Source organism: Gordonibacter massiliensis (ex Traore et al. 2017), from assembly GCF_019731765.1.
GTDB classification, from domain to species: Bacteria; Actinomycetota; Coriobacteriia; order Coriobacteriales; family Eggerthellaceae; genus Gordonibacter; species Gordonibacter massiliensis.
In genome coordinates, this window is the sequence record NZ_JAASIO010000001.1 from 585,787 (window position 1) to 602,298 (window position 16,512).

At 63.3% G+C, this 16,512-nt stretch carries 9 protein-coding genes; 6 read left to right on the plus strand and 3 right to left on the minus strand.

Features of this window, described 5'->3' with window-relative positions; translation table 11 throughout:
- Nucleotides 1-226: 226 nt before the first annotated feature.
- The 5 genes from HCH03_RS02445 to HCH03_RS02465 all read left to right on the plus strand — a co-directional run bounded on the left by HCH03_RS02445 (nucleotide 227) and on the right by HCH03_RS02465 (nucleotide 7,484).
- Nucleotides 227-895 carry a cytochrome c3 family protein gene (locus tag HCH03_RS02445; RefSeq protein WP_221688208.1) on the plus strand — a complete coding sequence of 223 codons (669 nt, stop codon included), beginning with the start codon at nucleotides 227-229 and terminating at the stop codon, nucleotides 893-895.
- Nucleotides 888-2,627 (plus strand): FAD-dependent oxidoreductase, encoded by a 1,740-nt coding sequence (locus tag HCH03_RS02450; protein WP_221688209.1) that lies wholly within the window; start codon nucleotides 888-890, stop codon nucleotides 2,625-2,627. The genes HCH03_RS02445 and HCH03_RS02450 overlap by 8 nt, the downstream gene beginning before the upstream one ends.
- A 1,026-nt stretch (nucleotides 2,628-3,653) precedes the next feature.
- Nucleotides 3,654-5,075 carry a helix-turn-helix transcriptional regulator gene (locus HCH03_RS02455; RefSeq protein WP_221688210.1) on the plus strand — a complete coding sequence of 474 codons (1,422 nt, stop codon included), beginning with the start codon at nucleotides 3,654-3,656 and terminating at the stop codon, nucleotides 5,073-5,075.
- Nucleotides 5,076-5,488: 413 nt separating this feature from the next.
- A complete protein-coding gene (locus HCH03_RS02460; protein ID WP_221688211.1) occupies nucleotides 5,489-6,022 on the plus strand; it encodes a metallophosphoesterase family protein in 534 nt (177 codons plus the stop codon).
- Nucleotides 6,023-6,173: 151 nt separating this feature from the next.
- Nucleotides 6,174-7,484 carry a hypothetical protein gene (locus tag HCH03_RS02465; protein WP_221688212.1) on the plus strand — a complete coding sequence of 437 codons (1,311 nt, stop codon included), beginning with the start codon at nucleotides 6,174-6,176 and terminating at the stop codon, nucleotides 7,482-7,484.
- 510 nt (nucleotides 7,485-7,994) lie between these two features.
- On the opposite strand, the gene HCH03_RS02470 is transcribed toward HCH03_RS02465, so the two are convergent.
- The 3 genes from HCH03_RS02470 to HCH03_RS02480 all read right to left on the minus strand — a co-directional run bounded on the left by HCH03_RS02470 (nucleotide 7,995) and on the right by HCH03_RS02480 (nucleotide 11,296).
- Nucleotides 7,995-8,693: a beta-class carbonic anhydrase gene (locus tag HCH03_RS02470; RefSeq protein WP_246599466.1), complete on the minus strand. Its 699-nt coding sequence runs from the start codon at nucleotides 8,691-8,693 to the stop codon at nucleotides 7,995-7,997.
- Nucleotides 8,694-8,909: 216 nt separating this feature from the next.
- Nucleotides 8,910-9,518, minus strand: a complete 609-nt coding sequence (gene ngr, locus HCH03_RS02475) for a nigerythrin (protein ID WP_080144353.1) — start codon at nucleotides 9,516-9,518, stop codon at nucleotides 8,910-8,912.
- A gap of 188 nt (nucleotides 9,519-9,706) precedes the next feature.
- Nucleotides 9,707-11,296: a hypothetical protein gene (locus HCH03_RS02480; protein ID WP_221688213.1), complete on the minus strand. Its 1,590-nt coding sequence runs from the start codon at nucleotides 11,294-11,296 to the stop codon at nucleotides 9,707-9,709.
- A gap of 162 nt (nucleotides 11,297-11,458) precedes the next feature.
- Between HCH03_RS02480 and HCH03_RS02485 the strand changes: the two genes are divergently transcribed.
- The gene (locus tag HCH03_RS02485) at nucleotides 11,459-16,045 is read left to right on the plus strand and encodes a hypothetical protein (protein WP_221688214.1); all 4,587 of its coding nucleotides are present in this window, start codon (nucleotides 11,459-11,461) and stop codon (nucleotides 16,043-16,045) included.
- Nucleotides 16,046-16,512: the final 467 nt, after the last annotated feature.

The window sequence follows — 16,512 nt, forward strand, 5'->3', positions numbered from 1 at the left end:
CATGGTATCCCCGCACGAACGCGTAGCACCGATGGGAGCCCTGCAGCTGCCAAAGCGAAAGGTCGTTGGAACGTGCCCGTTAAACGTGGCGCCGCCACAAGCGGCTCAAGGCTCGTTGCAAACTTCCCACCAGCGGAAACGGCGAAATGCCCCCACGGGGGTAATGGTCAGAACTCGACAGAGCGCACATGATGCGGGCGAAGGATTCACCGATCGAACAAGGAGAATGGAGGAGGACATGGTCGACAAGGAGAACGGCCTCGACGCGCCGGGCGCGGACCCGGCGGAGCCCGCGGCTTCCGAGCCGGGCGTCGGCGCGACCGGCCGCACGCCGGACATGCCGCAGGCGAGGCGCACGAAGCGCGGCTGGATCGTGGCCGGCGTCATCGTGGCGGTGGTGCTGGTGGCCGGCATCGGGGCGTGGGTGTGGCACGAGCAGCCCAGCTTCTGCAACGCCATCTGCCACAGCCCCATGGACAAGTACGTGGAAAGCTACGGCGAGGGCGATCCGGGCAAGCTGGTCACGCAGCACGCGGTAGCGGGAGAGGCGTGCCTGAGCTGCCACGAAGCCGAATTCACCACGCAGGTGTCCGAGGCCATGGCGTGGGCGTCCGACAGCTACCCCATGGACGAGGCCGCCGGCATGCTGGCCACGGGCAAGGAGTTCGCCACCGAGGAGTTCTGCGCGCGCAGCGGCTGCCACAGCATGGACGAGGTGGTGGCCAACACGTGGGGCTTCGAGGGCAACGACGAGAAGTACAATCCGCATTCCAGCCATCAGGACTTCGCGCTGGAGTGCGGCGACTGCCACAAGGTGCACGAGAAGAGCACGCTCGTGTGCAACGAATGCCACGCGCTGACCGCGCCCGAGGGATGGGAGGCCCCGAATGAGTAACGAGCGCAGCGGACTCTCGCGCCGCAGCTTCCTCAAGGGAGCGGGCATCACCGCGCTGGGTGCCGCAGCCGCCGGCGCGCTGGCCGGATGCGGCAACGGCTACGCGGTGGAGGCCGGCGCCGCCCCCGCCAACGCACGTGTGGGAGAGACGGGCACGCCCAGCTGGCTGGGAGCGCCGCCGGAGATGGCCGAGGCCGACATCGTCGAGACGCTGGACGTGGACGTGCTGGTGGTGGGCTGCCGCACGGGCGGCCTGCCGGCCGTGATCTCCGCCGCCGAGAACGGCGCGCGTGTGCTGGGCATCGACCGCGTGTCCAAGGTGGCGAACCCGCGCGAGGACATCGGCGCCATCGATTCCGCGCTGCAAAAGGCGTCGTTCGCGGAATACCCCCAGTTCGAGATCGACAAGATGGAGGCCGTGGAAGACATCGTCCGCTACGCCAACGGCTTCATCAACTACGATCTGGTGAAGCTGTGGGCCGACGAGTCCGGCGCCATGCTGGACTGGATCACCGGCATCGTGGAGCGCGACGGCCGCATGGTCATGAACTTCGAGGGCTCCATCGGCACGACGGGGCAGGGCGCGCGCGACAAGGCGTGGGCCACGGGCCACAGCCCCGCCAAGACCGACCTGTCGAAGGACGACAAGAGCTTCAGCTTCGGCGTGTCGCTCATGGAGTACGCGCAGGAGAAGGGCGCGGAATTCCGCTGGGACACCGAGCTCGTGAAGTGCGAGCAGGATGCCTCCGGACGCGTGACCGGCGTGATCGCCCGCGACGTGAAAGACCGCCACTACCTGCGCATCAACGCCGGCAAGGGCGTCATCCTGTCCACGGGCGGCTACGGCAACAACCTGGAGATGATGGAGGCGCGCCAGCCGTGGAACCAAGCGCTGCGCATCGCGGCTCCCGGCAAGGGCGGCAACCCAACGGGCGACGGCATCAAAGCGGCGCTGTGGGCGGGCGGCCAGATGGACCCGCTCGGCGCGGCGTGCACGTTCAACCGCGCGTGCTGCAAGCCCGACCAGACGGCCGGCGACGGCACGGTGGGCGAGTGGTTCTGGTTCGGCGAGCAGCCGTTCATGAAGGTGAACCTGAACGGCAACCGCTTCTGCAACGAGTCGGGCCCCTACGACTACATGCTTCATTCCGCCTACATGCAGCCGCACCACACGTACTGCGACATCTGGGACGCGAACTACGCCGAGCAGGTGCGCCAGATGAACGAGGTGGGCTGCTGCCGCCTGTACCCGTTCGACAACGGCGCGCCGTCGAACCGCACCATCGAGTCCATGGCACCCGAGTTCGAGAAGCTCATCGAAGCCGGCTACATCCAGCAGGCCGATACCATGGAGGAGCTGGCCGAGAAGCTGAACATTCCCGCCGACAACCTGGTGAAGTCGTGGGAGCGCTACAACCAGTTCGCCGAGCAGGGCAAGGACGAGGACTACAACAAAGAGGCGTACCGTCTGATGAAGCTGGACACGCCGCCGTTCTACGGCGTGCGCACCGGCGCCTGGTTCCTGGCCACGCTCGACGGCGTGATGATCGACACCGACCTGCACCCCGTGCGCGAGGACGGTTCGGCTATCGAGGGGCTGTACCTGACGGGCGACTGCTCGGGCGGTTTCTTCAGCGTGAGCTATCCGAACCTGTTCACCGGCTTGGCGTGCGGCCGTACTATGACGTTCGGCCGCCGCGCCGGTATGCTGGCTGCCACCGGACAGGCGTAAAACTTCTTTCTTGCGGCTTTCGGGCGGCGCGCTCCCCTTCGCGCCGCCCGTGCCCCCTGTCAACCCGCGCGGCGGTTCGGTCCCTTTCCCTCTTTCGTCCGAACCTGCCGCTTCCCTCCTCGAACGACGCCCCGGTGCTGCAACCGGGGCGTCGTTGCGCCGATGGGGAGGGCGATGCGCTTGTTCGTTGCCTATCTCGAGACGCCATAGGGAACAACATTGAACTTGCAAGCCCCGTTCTGCAAGGCTGGTCAGGGCTTCGTTATTCGAAGTCTCGAGCGCAGGAATCTCGCCGCATGTGCGACGTTCGCGATTTCTCAAGTTTAATGCTCTGCAAGCCCTCTTGTTGTTTCTCTCGATATAAGTGGCATTTCACGAATGATTTTGTTACAATACAGGCGGATCGCAGGGAGCTGTGAACTCCCCACGATCCTCGGATCGCTTAGGCGGTTTGGTTTTATTTGGGGAGCTCCTCGTCCTTGCGGATTGGGAGCTTTTCTATAAGAGCCGTGGCCAAGTTCACCACGCTGACGATCAGCTCGAGGATTGCTGCCGCAATAAGAACCAAATCGGTCATGGTTGCCACCTCCTCCCGTTTCGCCCTGCAAGAGGGGATAAGGTTGGAGAGGAATGTGGCACCGCGCCGCCTCTGCGTTCCGTTCGATCATTCTACAGCCGCGACCTTGCACGGCGACCGTATTTTCGCCGTCGCGGGATCGCCTCGAACGTGCGCCGATCTGGCGTTTCGACCGTCCCAACCTTGCACGAACCTTGCAGAAACCTGGCGCGTTCCCCGACCGGATCTTGCACGAGCTTTGCGCCGTTCGTCGCGCGGACCGTATCGGAGCCCTGCCGGCATCTTGCGCATCTGTCGGGAAGGGCTTTGATGCCTACGCCGGGCGCCGGGTCGGCTTTTCGCCCGCCTCGCGCCGCCTAGTCGATCACCGCTCCCTCGTCCTGCGCACCGCGCCGCCCCCTGTGCGCCATTTGCTTTTGAGCGTCGGCGCGCATGCTACAATGGCGAGCATGACCGCTTCCCCGCAACAAACTTCCCCGCTGTTCGCCGCGCCGTTTTGGCGGGTGTGCGCGGCGCTTCTGTGCGTGCTGCTCACTACGTCGCTTATGAACGTGGTGGTGTTCCCGCGCTTCGACGCGGTGTTCACGTACGCGCGCGACGTGTCGGTGCTGGCCAACGCCGTGACGCTCATTGCCGTGGGCCTCGCGGCCACGTTCAGGCCGGCGCTTCTGCACATGAGGACGCTCACGGTAGGGTGCCTTGCGCTGCTCGCGACCGGTTCGATGCTGCTGCCGGTGGGGCTGTACGGCGGCAGCGCGGTGGCGCTGACGGCGGCGGCGTGCGCCTTGTCCATCGGGCGCGGATGGGCCATCGTGTTGACGGGTGTCGCAGCCTCGCGCTTGGAGGTGGGCCAAGCGGGCGCGTGCATCGCGCTGGCGTTCGTGGCGGAGTACGCGGCCACGGCGCTGGTCTGGGTGATCCCGGCGGGTGCTGGCACGGTGCTGTTCGCGTTGCTGCCGTTCGCCACGGTGGCGCTGGTATGGCGAACGGCGCGACCCGTGCTGCAGGCCACGGAAAGCGGCGAGGCCCCGGCCGACTTCTCCGTCACCCAGCCTTCCACGTTCCTGCCGCTGGCCAGCCAGCTGTTCGTGTGCCTGTTCCTGTTTCGCGTGGCGTTTGGCTACTCGCTGCGCTTCGGCGAGGTGGGCGGCGTGCCGGTGTCCGACTTCCTGGGCATCGTACCCGTGGCGGCGGTGGCTCTGTACGTGCTGCTGTCGCGGCGGGCGTTTCCGGCCGACCTGCTGACGCAGGTGTCGGTGCTGCTGGTGGTGGCGGGCTTTTTGGTGGTGTCGTCGGGCAGCGCGTACGCGGCTGTGGGAAGCGTGACGCTGCTTGCGGCCGGCAACGCGCTGTTCGACATGGTGGCGTGGCTCGTGCTCATCGCCGTGGCGGGACGCAACCCGCGTGCGGCCGTGGCCACGTTCGCTTGGGGCCGCGGCGTGTCCGGGCTGGGCTCCACGACGGGCGCGGCGCTGGGCGTGTGGTCGAACGACCTGTTCGGTGCGGGGTCGCCGGCGGTTGCCTTCGTCACGGGCGCGCTCATCCTCGTGTTCGTGGGCTACGCGCTCATCGGGCTCAAGCGTTTCAGCTTTGCGGAGACCATCGCCGGCGTCACGCCCGTGGCCGAGGAGGTGGCGAAATCGCCCGAGGAGGAATTTGCGAAACGCTGCCAAGCGCTCGCCGAGCGCTACGGCCTGAGCCCGCGCGAGCTGGAGGTGTTCATGATGCTGGCGCGCGGACGCGATCGCGCCTACATTCAAGAGCAGCTGGTCGTGTCGCGCAACACCGTGAAGGCCCACGTCAAACACGTGTACGCGAAGCTCGATATCCACACGCACCAAGAGTTGATCGACTTGGTGGAACGCGGCTGACCTTGCTGTGCGGCGCACCGGGGCGTCTTCGAGCGTCGACGAGCAATCAGGGTGTTCGCGCACGTGTTCGCGCCCCCGTTTCGAGGCTTTGCGTATCGGATGGGAACGGCGGGGTGCCGGACGGTCGAAGCAGACAGGCGGCCATCGCCTCTCCGCGAGCTCCATGATTTGCCGATCTTGTGTTAGGTATATATAACCAATATTGTAAGGGACAAATATCGAGGCGATGGTCGATTTCGACGGCTACTGTTCGGTGCCGAATTTTCGCCATCGGGGGTTTCTTCATTTTGCGGCGATTGTTTACGCTAGAATCTTGCCATAGCTTTGAATTTTGTCCACGGTGCGTTCCGTTCGGACTTCGCGGCTGCCTTACCGATGACAGCCGAGGCGCCCGACCGGAGAAAGGCCTTCGCATGACCACCATCGGCATCATATCGGATACGCATGGGCAGCTGTCGGAGGCGGCGTACGCGGCGCTGGCCGACAGCGACCACATCATCCATGCGGGCGACATCGGCAACCCGGCCATTCTGCGCGAGCTGGAGACACTAGCCCCGGTCACGGCGGTGCTCGGCAACAACGACTTCGACGAGTACGGCGAAGCGGTCGGACGTTTCGCGCATCCCGTCATCGACGGCGTGCGCTTTCTGGTGGCTCATTATCCGCGCGACGTGAAGATCAACTTCGCCGGCTCGGGCGCGCTCGCGCCGGGCGATCCCATCCCGCAGGTGTGCGTCCACGGCCACACCCACGTACCTGAAATCGTGACCGGTGCCGATGCGCGTCCTGCAACTTACGTCGTATGTCCCGGCGCGGCATTCCGCCCTCGCGGCGGCTTTCCGCGTTGCATCGCCAAGCTCGACGTGTCCGGCGGTTGCGTGAACAGCGTGCGCGTGGAGACGCTCACCGGAGAGACGGTTATGGAAGCGGGCAGCGCGGCTCGCTGATCGACTCGTTCAACGCGTCGAGTCGCTCGCCGCTGAGGCGCGGGCGTGCCAGCGCCTCAGCGTGTGTCGGCCATGCGGGTTCCGATCGAATGCATGCGAATACGCGGCGGATCGAGACAGAAGCGATGCACATTACCTGAAAGGTTCGAGAATGTCGGAAAGCTACGAGACGATTCTGCGCACGGTGGCGCAGGTCATCAGGGAAGACTACGCGGGCCAACCCGAATGCGCGCAGCGCGACAACGCGCAGCGATGGATCGAGGCAGTGGCGGCTGCCGAGGCCGCCGGCACCCTGGACGACGAGTCGTTCGTTCGATGCATGAGCCAATATTTGGCGGCGTTCCAGGATCCGAGCCTGTCGTTCGAAGCGTCAAGCAAGGTGGCGTGCAAGCCAACAACCTGCGGTTTCTCGGTGCGTCGTTACGGCGATGAGCTGTACGTGGTCGAAGCGCGCGAAGACGCCCGCCTCGCGCCGGGGGATGCCGTCGTGCGGCTCGACGGGCTTGCGCCCGACGATTACCTGGCGCAGCTGATCGGCAATCCCGTCAACGGGGACGATCCCGAGCGCCAGCTGTGGGACGACGTGCTGGCCTCGTGCTCGCAACTGCTGGTGCGCCATGCGAACGGCGATGAGGAAACGGTGCCGGTGGAGCGCTTACCGAAACCGGGTTTCGCCGAAGGCCTGCGGCCTCCGAAGATTGAGGTGCTTGAAGGAGCCGGCCCGAACGGCGACGAGCGGGCGGTCGTCATCGCGGCGCACCATTTCGCGGACGCTTCGGTGCTGCAGGCCATGCAGCGGCATTTCGAGGATATCCAGCGGGCCGACCGCGTGATAATCGACGTGCGCGACGTGGAGGAGGGCATGATCGGCAACGCATTCGGCCTGATGGCGCTCTTCTTCGACCGCGAAACCAACTTGAAGGACCTTATGGGGCAGGAGATCGTGTACGCGCGCTACACCCAGCTCAACGCGCGGATGCGCGCGATGCAGCTCGCGCGCCTCATGGACATGAGCGACGAGGCGGGCAAAGGCTGGGTGCAGGCGGAAATCGAGCACGTGGCTGCCTGTGCGGGCAAAGGGTTCGTGATGGAGGCCGAGTTCGAGGAGGACATGCTGTTTCCTCCGGCGCCCGAGGGGCAGAAAACGCTGCTGCTCACGGACGTGCGCACGAGCGGTCCGGGAGAGCGTTTGGTTTGCTTTGCCCGGCGCGCGGCTTCTGCGGGTTGCGGCAAGGTGCGCACCGTGGGCCGTGCGACGCGGGGGAGCTTGGACTACGCGAACCTGCTGTCCGTGGCGCTCGACGAGCGGTTCTCGCTCGTATACCCCATGGCCAAGACGGAAGCGGCGCACAAGGGCCGCGGCACGCTCGGCCGGGGCATCGCCCCTGACGTCCACGTGCCGTTCACCCCGGCGGAATGCACGCAGGATCTGGTGCTGCGTGCCGCACTGGTTGAGCCGTAGGGGAGCGCTGGGTCTGCCGGTTAGCCTCGCTCGCACTGATCGAGCCGTAGGGGATGACCTGCCGATTGGTTTCGGCCGTTACTGGTTGAATCGCCGGGACGGGCTACCGATCGGCTTCGGCCGCGTTGGTCGAGCCACATGGGAATTTGCGATTGGCTTCGGCGTGCTGGTCGAGCCGTAGGGGCGGGCTGCTGCCCGTCCGGTGCAAAGGCGGCGCGAATGGCCCGAATCATGGGTTTGCGTCAAAAATCATCGCAACGCATGACTTCGGCGACCTTCGAGAAGGGGCTGTATCAAAAGCGCCGCCGAGTTTTTTCGTAGGGCAAGGGCTCTGCCCTTGCCGCTCGTAAAAGGGAGTTTCCGCGGGTCGTAGGGCAAGGGCAGAGCCCTTGCCCTACGGGACGGTTGCAGAGCACGTGCCTTGGCGACATTTGAAGCAGTCTCGCGACGCTTCTTTAGCAGACGATTTCCCTCCGGGCGGCTAGATGTTCTGCGAAGTCTTTCGGCCTGTTATGCGTCCACCGGCACGAGCTCGCCGGTGGTCGAGTCCATGACGAAACCGGCCACGCGCACGCGCGGCGGCATGACGGGGTGGTTGCGTATGAGGTCGACGCTCTTGCGCACGGACTCCTCGGTGTCGCCGAAGCCGGCGAGCCAACGGTCGAAGTCGATGCCGCAGTGGCGCGCGAACTCGATGCGCGCGTCCGACACGCCCAAACGCCGCATGTTCTCTATCATGTCCGCGCCGCTCATGTGCTGCGCGCCGCAGTTCGTGTGCGCCACGACCATGATGTCCTCCACGCCCAGCTCGCACACCGCGATGAGCAGCGAGCGCATAACGCTGCCGAAGGGGTGGGCCACTTCCGCGCCGGCGACCTTGATGATCTTGGCGTCGCCGTTCTTCAACCCGAGCGCCGCCGCCAGAAGCTCGGTGAGGCGCGTGTCCATGCACGACACCACGGCCAGCTTCTTGTCGGGGTACTTGTCGGTTTCGTAGCGCTCGTACTCACCGCCCGCCACGAACGCCCGATTGTGCGCCAAGATGCCGGCAACGGTGGGGGAGGCGCTTGCCTGCGCATGGCTCATCGTGTCAGCGCCCGCCGTCGGCGCTTCGCTTTCAGTCGTCATCGGAGCCACGCCCGTGCCGTCTTTGGCATCCCCTCGCGCTTCGGCTGCCGCTTCCCTTGACGTTTCCGCCTCTTTGCTCATCGTCCCGCCGCCTTCCGCTCGTTTTTCAACCTACTCATGGTAACGCAAGCTGTCCATGTTCGAATGACGAACGGATGTTTCACGTGAAACATCCAGCTAAATGCTGCCAGAAGCTAAACGTCGGGGGCCAAAAACGAAAGCAACCGCCGATCGGGGCGGTTGCTTTCGGGGAAAAGTCGCGTTCGGTGGGAATCGAGCGCGGGTGTTCGGCAGATCTTAGAATGCGGTGAACGTGGCCTTCGGGCAGAAGCAGATGGGGCACTTCTCGAAATCCTCGCCCTTGTGGATGTAGCCGCAGATGGGGCACAGGTAGAACTTGTCGTCGTCAGCGGCGTCCAGGTCGTTGTATGCGGCCAGGTAGCGCTCGGCGTGCACGGACTCGGCCAGCTTGGCGCGGGTGAACACCTGCACGGCCTTCGTGTTGCCTTCTTCCTGGGCCTTCTTGATGAAGGAGGGGTACATGTCGGACGTCTCGTAGATCTCGCCGCAGGCGCCGGAGATGAGGTTCAGGTCCGTGGCCTCGCCGGAGCAATCCGGGGCAGCGGGCTTCTCGTAGTCGGGCTCCGCCTCGGCGACCAGGGCGTACTCGAGGCCGATGTGGATCTGCTCGGCAGCCGAGGTGGCCTCGAACAGGCGGGCGATCTGGTCGTAGCCCTGCTCCTTGGCGGCCTTGGCGAACGCGGCGTACTTGGCGGAAGCGCCGGTCTCGCCGCCGATGGCGGCCTTCAGGTTCTCGAGGGTGGTGCCAACGGTCGTGGAGCTGTCGGACACGATGTCAAAGTTGGTTGAGTTTTCGACGGTGGGAACTGCGGAACGGACTTTCATGTGCAGGGCTCCTTCTTTTGGGAATCTCGTCTCTTCTTATTGAGAACAAATCTCAATAAGATCATCTTACGACTTTGTCTGACCTGATGCAAGAGGGTAATCGATTTAGCTTGCGCCTCCTTTGAACATTCACAGTTCGCTGGTGGAGAGGGGCTCGAAGGCTCGACCGAACAGGCGACGGCCCGCCCTTAGCCGTTCACCGCGTACCCGTACTTCTTGGCCTTCTTAAGCCACGTGTTGATCTTCCGTATCGCTATGGAGCGGCTTTTCAGCATGCCGGGTATCCGGTCCCAGATAGATTCGCAGAAACCGGTGAGCGCGTTGGTGTTCGTGTAGTCCTTGCAGGCGGTGCTTTTGCCTTTGGCTATCCAGCCGATGGCCACCACGTCGCCCCAGCAGGCGATCTGCATGGTAAGTCGTTTGAACTGGCTATCGGGCAAGAAGCACACCTCGAAGTTTTTGTGCTCCTCCAGCGTCTTTTTCAACAGAACCAGCTGGTCAACGAGCGTCTGGGTCGCCATGATCGCCCTGCGCCCGCATATGGCAGAAAGCTCGGGGCACACATGGCGGTTCTTCAAGAGCGCGTCTTCGATGTCGTTCTCGCAATACAGGTGCCGCACGGGAGTTTGCGGCTCGAAGAACGCGACCGGCACGAACAACGGGCCGAAGTCTTCCAGCAGCCGTTTTCTTTCCTCTGATGACAGACCGAAGTCCTCCTGCGTGCGATCCATTCCCGCAAGCCCGAAATGGGGGAGCCGGACGAATCGATAGTGCGCCCGGTCGGGCAACGGCGCGACGCCGCGCAGGTACGCGTCCGGCTGCTCGAACAGGTGGTAGTGAAACCGCTGTTTGGAGCGCTTTCGGTAGTCGGAGCACTCCTCCCACACCTCGGCCACCGTCGGTTCGTCGAAATAAATGGCAGTGTAGATGCCGCTGTCATCGCCTTGTTTGCTGTCCGTCGCCTTCATCGCCATGCGCCCCTCGACCACCGCCATCATCTTGTCGTCGTAGGACTTGTGGAACTCGTCGAAGTAGTAGCTTCTCACGTAACCCAGCAGATGAGCCACGAGCCACCGACCGGAGAACGCCGAGACGTCGGTCATCTTGTAGTCGGTACGCAGCACGACCGAAAGGGTGTGACCCGCCGCGAACATCTCCATCATGCGATCCATCAGCACCGCGCCGAACTTCTCGTCGCGCGTGTACATATCGAGCCCCTCGGGGCATGCGAACAGGATGTCCTGCGGCTCGGTTTGCTGCATGATCAGTTCGATGAATTGGAGAGCGCTGCCCTGCACGCCTTCCTTTCCGTACACCATGGCGTTTTTCATCGGCAGCGGCTGGTGCGGTTTTTCGGGCGCGGGCGCAGGCGACGATGCCGACCGGAAGGTCTCCTTCGTCGCCGTGAGCTGCGCCGCCTTCGCCATGACGAGGTCGGCAAGCCCGTTTTTGCCCGTTAGGTGCCGGGCCGGAAGATGCCCCACCGTCGCCAGCCATCCGATCAGGGCCTCCCTCCGCAACGCCGGCGTTTCCAGCGCATCGTCGGGATAGTAGGCCGAAAGCACGTCTAAGAGAACCGGCTCCTTCAGCCGCTCGTCCAGCGTTAACAGGTAGTCGGCCACTTTGCCCACCCAGTCGTGGCCAGGCATGAACTTCTGTTTGCCGTTCGTCCATCGGCTTACGAGGCTTTTGTCGGCGCCCACCGCTTCGCACACGTCCCGCGGGCGTGCTCCCAGCAAGCGCAACAGCATGGCGAAGTTCGTCTTCGGCTCAGACATGGTCGACCCTCCGTTTCGATGCGAGGGTCAGTATAGCGAGGAAGGCCGAAAAGCAGCAACTTTTTTCTCAAAACGGCTGCTATTCCAGTTCGAGACTCGCCCTATTAGACTTATTTCATAGCTTACCGATAGCCAATAATCGCGAAGGTTTCGAGGCATCCCATGAAGACGACTACGAGAAATCGACTGCTATCCCTCACGGTGACGCTGTGCTTGGTGTTCGGATCCCTGCCCGCGGCCGCCTTTGCCGCCGAAGAAGAGGTCGGGCCCTCTCGCCAACCCGAACAGGAGGAGATCGGTTCTTCGCCCGATGTCGAGCGCGCGGAGCCCGACATCGTCGAGCCATCGTCCGTCGCCGACGAAACGCTTCCCGCTGCGGATGCGGCTCCGTCCGCGTCCCCGATCGCCTCGCCCTCTTCGGTTTTGTTGCGCCCCGACGCCGACAAAGCAGCAGGTGGCGCGCTCGACCTGCTGAAAACGGCGATTATGCTCTCGGGAAAAGGCCTCGCTTTCGCCGAAGGCAAGGTGAGGGAGATGAACGACAACCCGAACCCGGGGATCTTGGAGAAGCTCTTCATGCCGACGAAGTACTGGAGCCTGACCATACTCAACGAGCTCGAGTCCGTCGAGACGATCCTGCACCAGATGGACTACGAGCTGGACGAGATCAACAACAAGCTCGACGACCTCAAGCATATGATCGAGCAGGACGAGGCGCAAGACCGTTTCGACGTGGCGCTCAAGGACATTCAGACGGTGACCGACCGGATCGAGCCCCTCATCTCGGGCGATAGGGGTAGCCTGCAATCCATCAGAGCGTTCTACGAAGACCCCGACCGCCAAGCGCGGTACGGGTACACCATAAACCCCGACGGCTCGATCAACTACAACGGCGACGAGGAAAGCAACCTGACCGAGGCGGACGCGGCCGCGCTCAAGGTGCTCACCGACGAGTTCCTCAACCATCTCATCCGCGTTTACGGATCGGGGCAGATCAACCCGGCCATCTCCTTCGAAGGCGATATGCTGGCGCTCTCGAAAGGGCTCTACACCGTCTCGGAGCTCAGCACGCCGACGCTGGTGGAGGCGCAGATGGAGTTGAGCTCGGTCGACGCGGTGTACGAGCACGCGCTGATCCAGGACGCCGACTACATCTTCATGTACGTTTCGCGCTATATGTACGAACTGGCGTTCCTCGATTCCCTCTACGCGAATTTCGTCGACGACTACTACCCGGAGTGGCTGCAGGACAATAGCGGCTCGTCGCCAGCCGACTACCCGTTCAAAGCCGAATACGATGCGAAGGATTGGTCGGATACGGAAGGCCCGCTCGCCCCCAAGGCCGACGAGGCGGTCTCCCTCCAGAACCTGGCGAACTATTACCTAAACGAAGCGTCGGAGAAGTGCGGCATTCTGGACCTGCTGCCCCTGTACGATTTCGGCATCATGTACGACGACCAAGGCAACGCCATCCTCGACCCCGATGGAAACCCCGTGCCGGCGCTTACGCAGAGCGGCAAGGACGGGCCCAAGGATCTTCTGACCGAGGACCTGGAGCTTCACGGCTACTTCTACGAGGGCAGCGCCACCCGGCCGACCATAGCGACGAGCATCAGCGTCATGCGCCTGAGAACGTATGCGAATCACCAGGAAGTGCTCATGCCGATGAAGGCGATGTACGGATGGCAGTTCTCCAACATCGGCAATTTCATACGCGACACCGACAGCCCCTCCGATCCCGCGTCCAGCATCGCCAACACGACGAACACCCCCTTCTACAACTCGACCTTGATGAGCAAGGACGGCAGGTTCATGCTCCCCACGAGCGAGGCGTCCCTGTACGGGCTGTGGCCCGGCACGCAGCATGATCCGGTGCAGTTCTACCACAACCTCGACGTGCCCGTTCCGGGCGACGCCATCGCGTTTCCTATCAACGACGTGTCCCTCAACGAGAAATCGCAGTACGACTATCGGCTTCTCGACGCCCACTACGCCGCGAGCGGCGACGCCGCCTCCGTTCCCATCGTCACCGACCTCTGCAATAACGGCACCGTCGCGCCGGGCACCTTCCCCGGCACGCCGGCCTGCAGCGGCTATGCGAACGAGGTGGCGCTGCTCCCCCTGTTCGTGGACGTCCGAGCGGGCATGGACGGCGATCGCGTGACGCCCGTCGACGATCACGGCAGCGCAGGCACGTTCGTCCCCAAGGATCCCAACCTCGGAATCGTCAGCCTGACGGACGGCGACACGCTCGACTTCACCGGGCTGCTCGGAGGCGTGTACGACTTCAAGAAATCGGTGCTCTACGTGAGCGGAAACGTGAGCGTCGTGGGAAATCCGGACGAAATGTACCGCAACCTCCAGTTCGAACTGTTGGATGGCGCGCGCCTGACCGTGCAGGGGCTCGACATCAACCAGGACTACGACGGCGGCGCCGGAGCCGCCATCCAGGCCTTGGGGAACAACGCGAGCCTGGTCCTCGCAGACGACCTGACGGTCACCGGAAGGCACTTCGGCGTCGCGATGGCGTCGAGCATCACCGATCACGGGCAGCTCGTCATGCACCCCACGCTTTCGGTCGATCTGCAGGGACACATGCTGTGGGCGGTCGGATGGGGGTGCCCGGTGTTCGCGGGCATCGCGTATCCGTTGGGCTCGAAGTCCGATGCGGAACTGTCGATCAGCGGGGGCAAGTTCAAGGGAAACTTCAACTCCGCAGGCGAGAATTCCCCGCGGGACGCGATCGGCAACGTGACGTTCACCGACTGCGTCCTCGATTTCGCGCGAGGGGTGCCCGATGCTTCCCGCATCAAGGAGAACTGCGAATCGATCGGTGCGAGCGAGTACCATATCGTCATTGGGAACGCATCCTATAAGAAAGCCGGCCTGGCCTTCCGCGACGACCTCGAGCTTTCGATCGTGATCTTCGACCAAGACGATCACCCCTCGTACACCACCATGCGCGGGAAAACGGATGATCCCTGGCAAGTGGGACTGTTGACCGAGGATATAGACGAGTTTGGCTACTCCTATTGGAACACCATGTTCACGGCTGGGTTTCCGGAAATATGCCGCGTCGAGATAACCTGCAACCACCCCGACAGCTGGATGCCGACGTCGTTCGAGTTCAGGAACCTCTACACCACCAAGGAAGACCTGAAAACCAAACCGTCCTTCGTCAACGGCACCTTCTACGACGACGGATGGGACGTCATCCGCCTCGATCAGCACGACTCCGTGTACGTCCTCCATATCGACTCGCCCCGATCCGATATGGTGGGTTTCAGGAACACCGAGAAGCTGAACGGCACGCTGAGGGCCACCTTGCTGGGCGACGGCACTGTTCCGAGCGTCTCCTACGATATCAGCAACTTCCTCTATTTCGGCCAGAACACGAGCGCCATAGTCGTGTTGCCGGGCGACCGCATGCCGCTTTCGGCGATGCAAGGGTTCTCGTTCAAATTCGACGGCGATTCGAAAAGCTGCAACTGGTTTCTCGGAAAACTTACGTCTTATTGGGAATCTAGCGGGTCGAAGAACGGGTCGTCGTACGGGGTTGTCTGGGATCAAGGCCCTACCGAGGACGTGAGAACGTGGGTGAGCGGAGACGCCTACGCCCGCGTCTACCGGGACGGTAAAGACGACGAGGCCCCTCTCTACGAATACGAGGTGAAGACGGCGGACAAGCACAACGGGGATGCCGAGCACACCAACATCCTGTTCGACCTGTGCGGGGACAAGGACATATTCATCCAGCCGATGAACGTTGGCGCCGGCAACGTGTGGTCCTACGCCCGCGGCGGCGACAGCTCCGCCTTCGAGAACGGCGTGGTCGACCGCTTCCGCGTGTCGTACGAAAAGAACGTCGGCCAGATCGACGAGATGACCGTCGACCTCGACGGCGACGACTGGTATCCCGAATACATCACCGTTTCGAACGCGAACGGCCGCGACGGCACCAAGCCGGTGACCTTCGACATCGGGTTCATGCTCGAAAAGAAGCATACGTACTATTTCGACGTCACCCGCACGGAAACCGAAGCCTGCTTCGACCAAAACGGCTTCCTGGACGCGCAAAAGGTCATCGACTTGCTTGCGGGCTCGAAGCAGGAATACGTGAGCTTCGACGTCAAGAGGACCGACGTCCTCGACAAAAGCGTGCTCGCCTATCTGAAGGAAAGCGGCAAGAACATCATCCTGAACATGAAGCTCGATGACGGCGACGCGCGGGCAAACGGCTCGCAGTCGATGCTCCGGTGGATTTTCAAGGGAGCGGACATAACCGATACGACACGCGACGTGCGCCTCGGCTTCTCGCTGCTCACCCCAACCGAGGCGGGGATATCCCATCTTGCCGCCGACGGTTCGGCCGCATGCGTTCGATTCGCCCACGAAGGGCCCCTTCCCGGCACGATCGAGGTGCATGCGAATCTGGTGCGCTTCGACTCGTTCGCACCCCGGCAGAAATTCTTCCTGTACCACTACGACGAAAGCAGCAACACGCTCGAATCGTGCAACCAAGACGCCGTTCTCGATAACGACCGTACCGTGCCTTTCTCCATCGATCACGCCTCGACGTACGTTCTGAGCACCAAAGATCGCAACGATCAAGGCAGCGGCCCTTCCCCGATGCCGAAATCCGGCGATACCGTCAATGCTCAAGCATGGGCTTGTCTGCTGCTCGTATCGTTGGTTGTGCTCGGTGCGGCGATGCGGGCCTTGGTAAGCAGAAGGAAGGTTCGCCGCTGAGAAGCGCCGCGCATGATCGGGGCCGATGAGAATCATGGTCACGGCGAGGATGACGCACGCAGGGCCGATTGCTTGACGATCGGCCCTTGAAGGATGGGGGGCGTCTTGCGGCCCGATGGCTTGAACTGCGATGCCCTTCGATTCGCCCATCGCCTCCCCGTCGCTCATCTGCGATCCGGGCCGTCGCAGGCGCATCGTGCGCGATGCGCAAAATGCTTGCGTTCGTCTGCTGTTAACCAGCATCGACACGCACCCGGTTGTCATCCTGAGCGAGCGGAGCGAGTCGAAGGATCCCGCGCGGTGCCAGCTGAAAGCGCCTCGGCTGTCGCCGTGCGGGATCCTTCGACTACGGCGGCTTTCGCCGCTCATCGCTTCGCGACGCCTCCCTGCGCCCGCTCCGCGTGCTCGGGAGTGCAACAGTCCACCGGACTGTTGCATGCTCAGGATGGCAACCCGGCCGGGTACAT

Bases quoted from the DNA above. Each gene is read 5' to 3' on its own strand.
- HCH03_RS02445 (WP_221688208.1), top strand. From the start codon at position 227: ATGGAGGAGGACATGGTCGACAAGGAGAACGGCCTCGACGCGCCGGGC.
- HCH03_RS02450 (WP_221688209.1), top strand. From the start codon at position 888: ATGAGTAACGAGCGCAGCGGACTCTCGCGCCGCAGCTTCCTCAAGGGA.
- HCH03_RS02455 (WP_221688210.1), top strand. From the start codon at position 3,654: ATGACCGCTTCCCCGCAACAAACTTCCCCGCTGTTCGCCGCGCCGTTT.
- HCH03_RS02460 (WP_221688211.1), top strand. From the start codon at position 5,489: ATGACCACCATCGGCATCATATCGGATACGCATGGGCAGCTGTCGGAG.
- HCH03_RS02465 (WP_221688212.1), top strand. From the start codon at position 6,174: ATGTCGGAAAGCTACGAGACGATTCTGCGCACGGTGGCGCAGGTCATC.
- HCH03_RS02470 (WP_246599466.1), bottom strand. From the start codon at position 8,693: ATGAGCAAAGAGGCGGAAACGTCAAGGGAAGCGGCAGCCGAAGCGCGA.
- ngr (WP_080144353.1), bottom strand. From the start codon at position 9,518: ATGAAAGTCCGTTCCGCAGTTCCCACCGTCGAAAACTCAACCAACTTT.
- HCH03_RS02480 (WP_221688213.1), bottom strand. From the start codon at position 11,296: ATGTCTGAGCCGAAGACGAACTTCGCCATGCTGTTGCGCTTGCTGGGA.
- HCH03_RS02485 (WP_221688214.1), top strand. From the start codon at position 11,459: ATGAAGACGACTACGAGAAATCGACTGCTATCCCTCACGGTGACGCTG.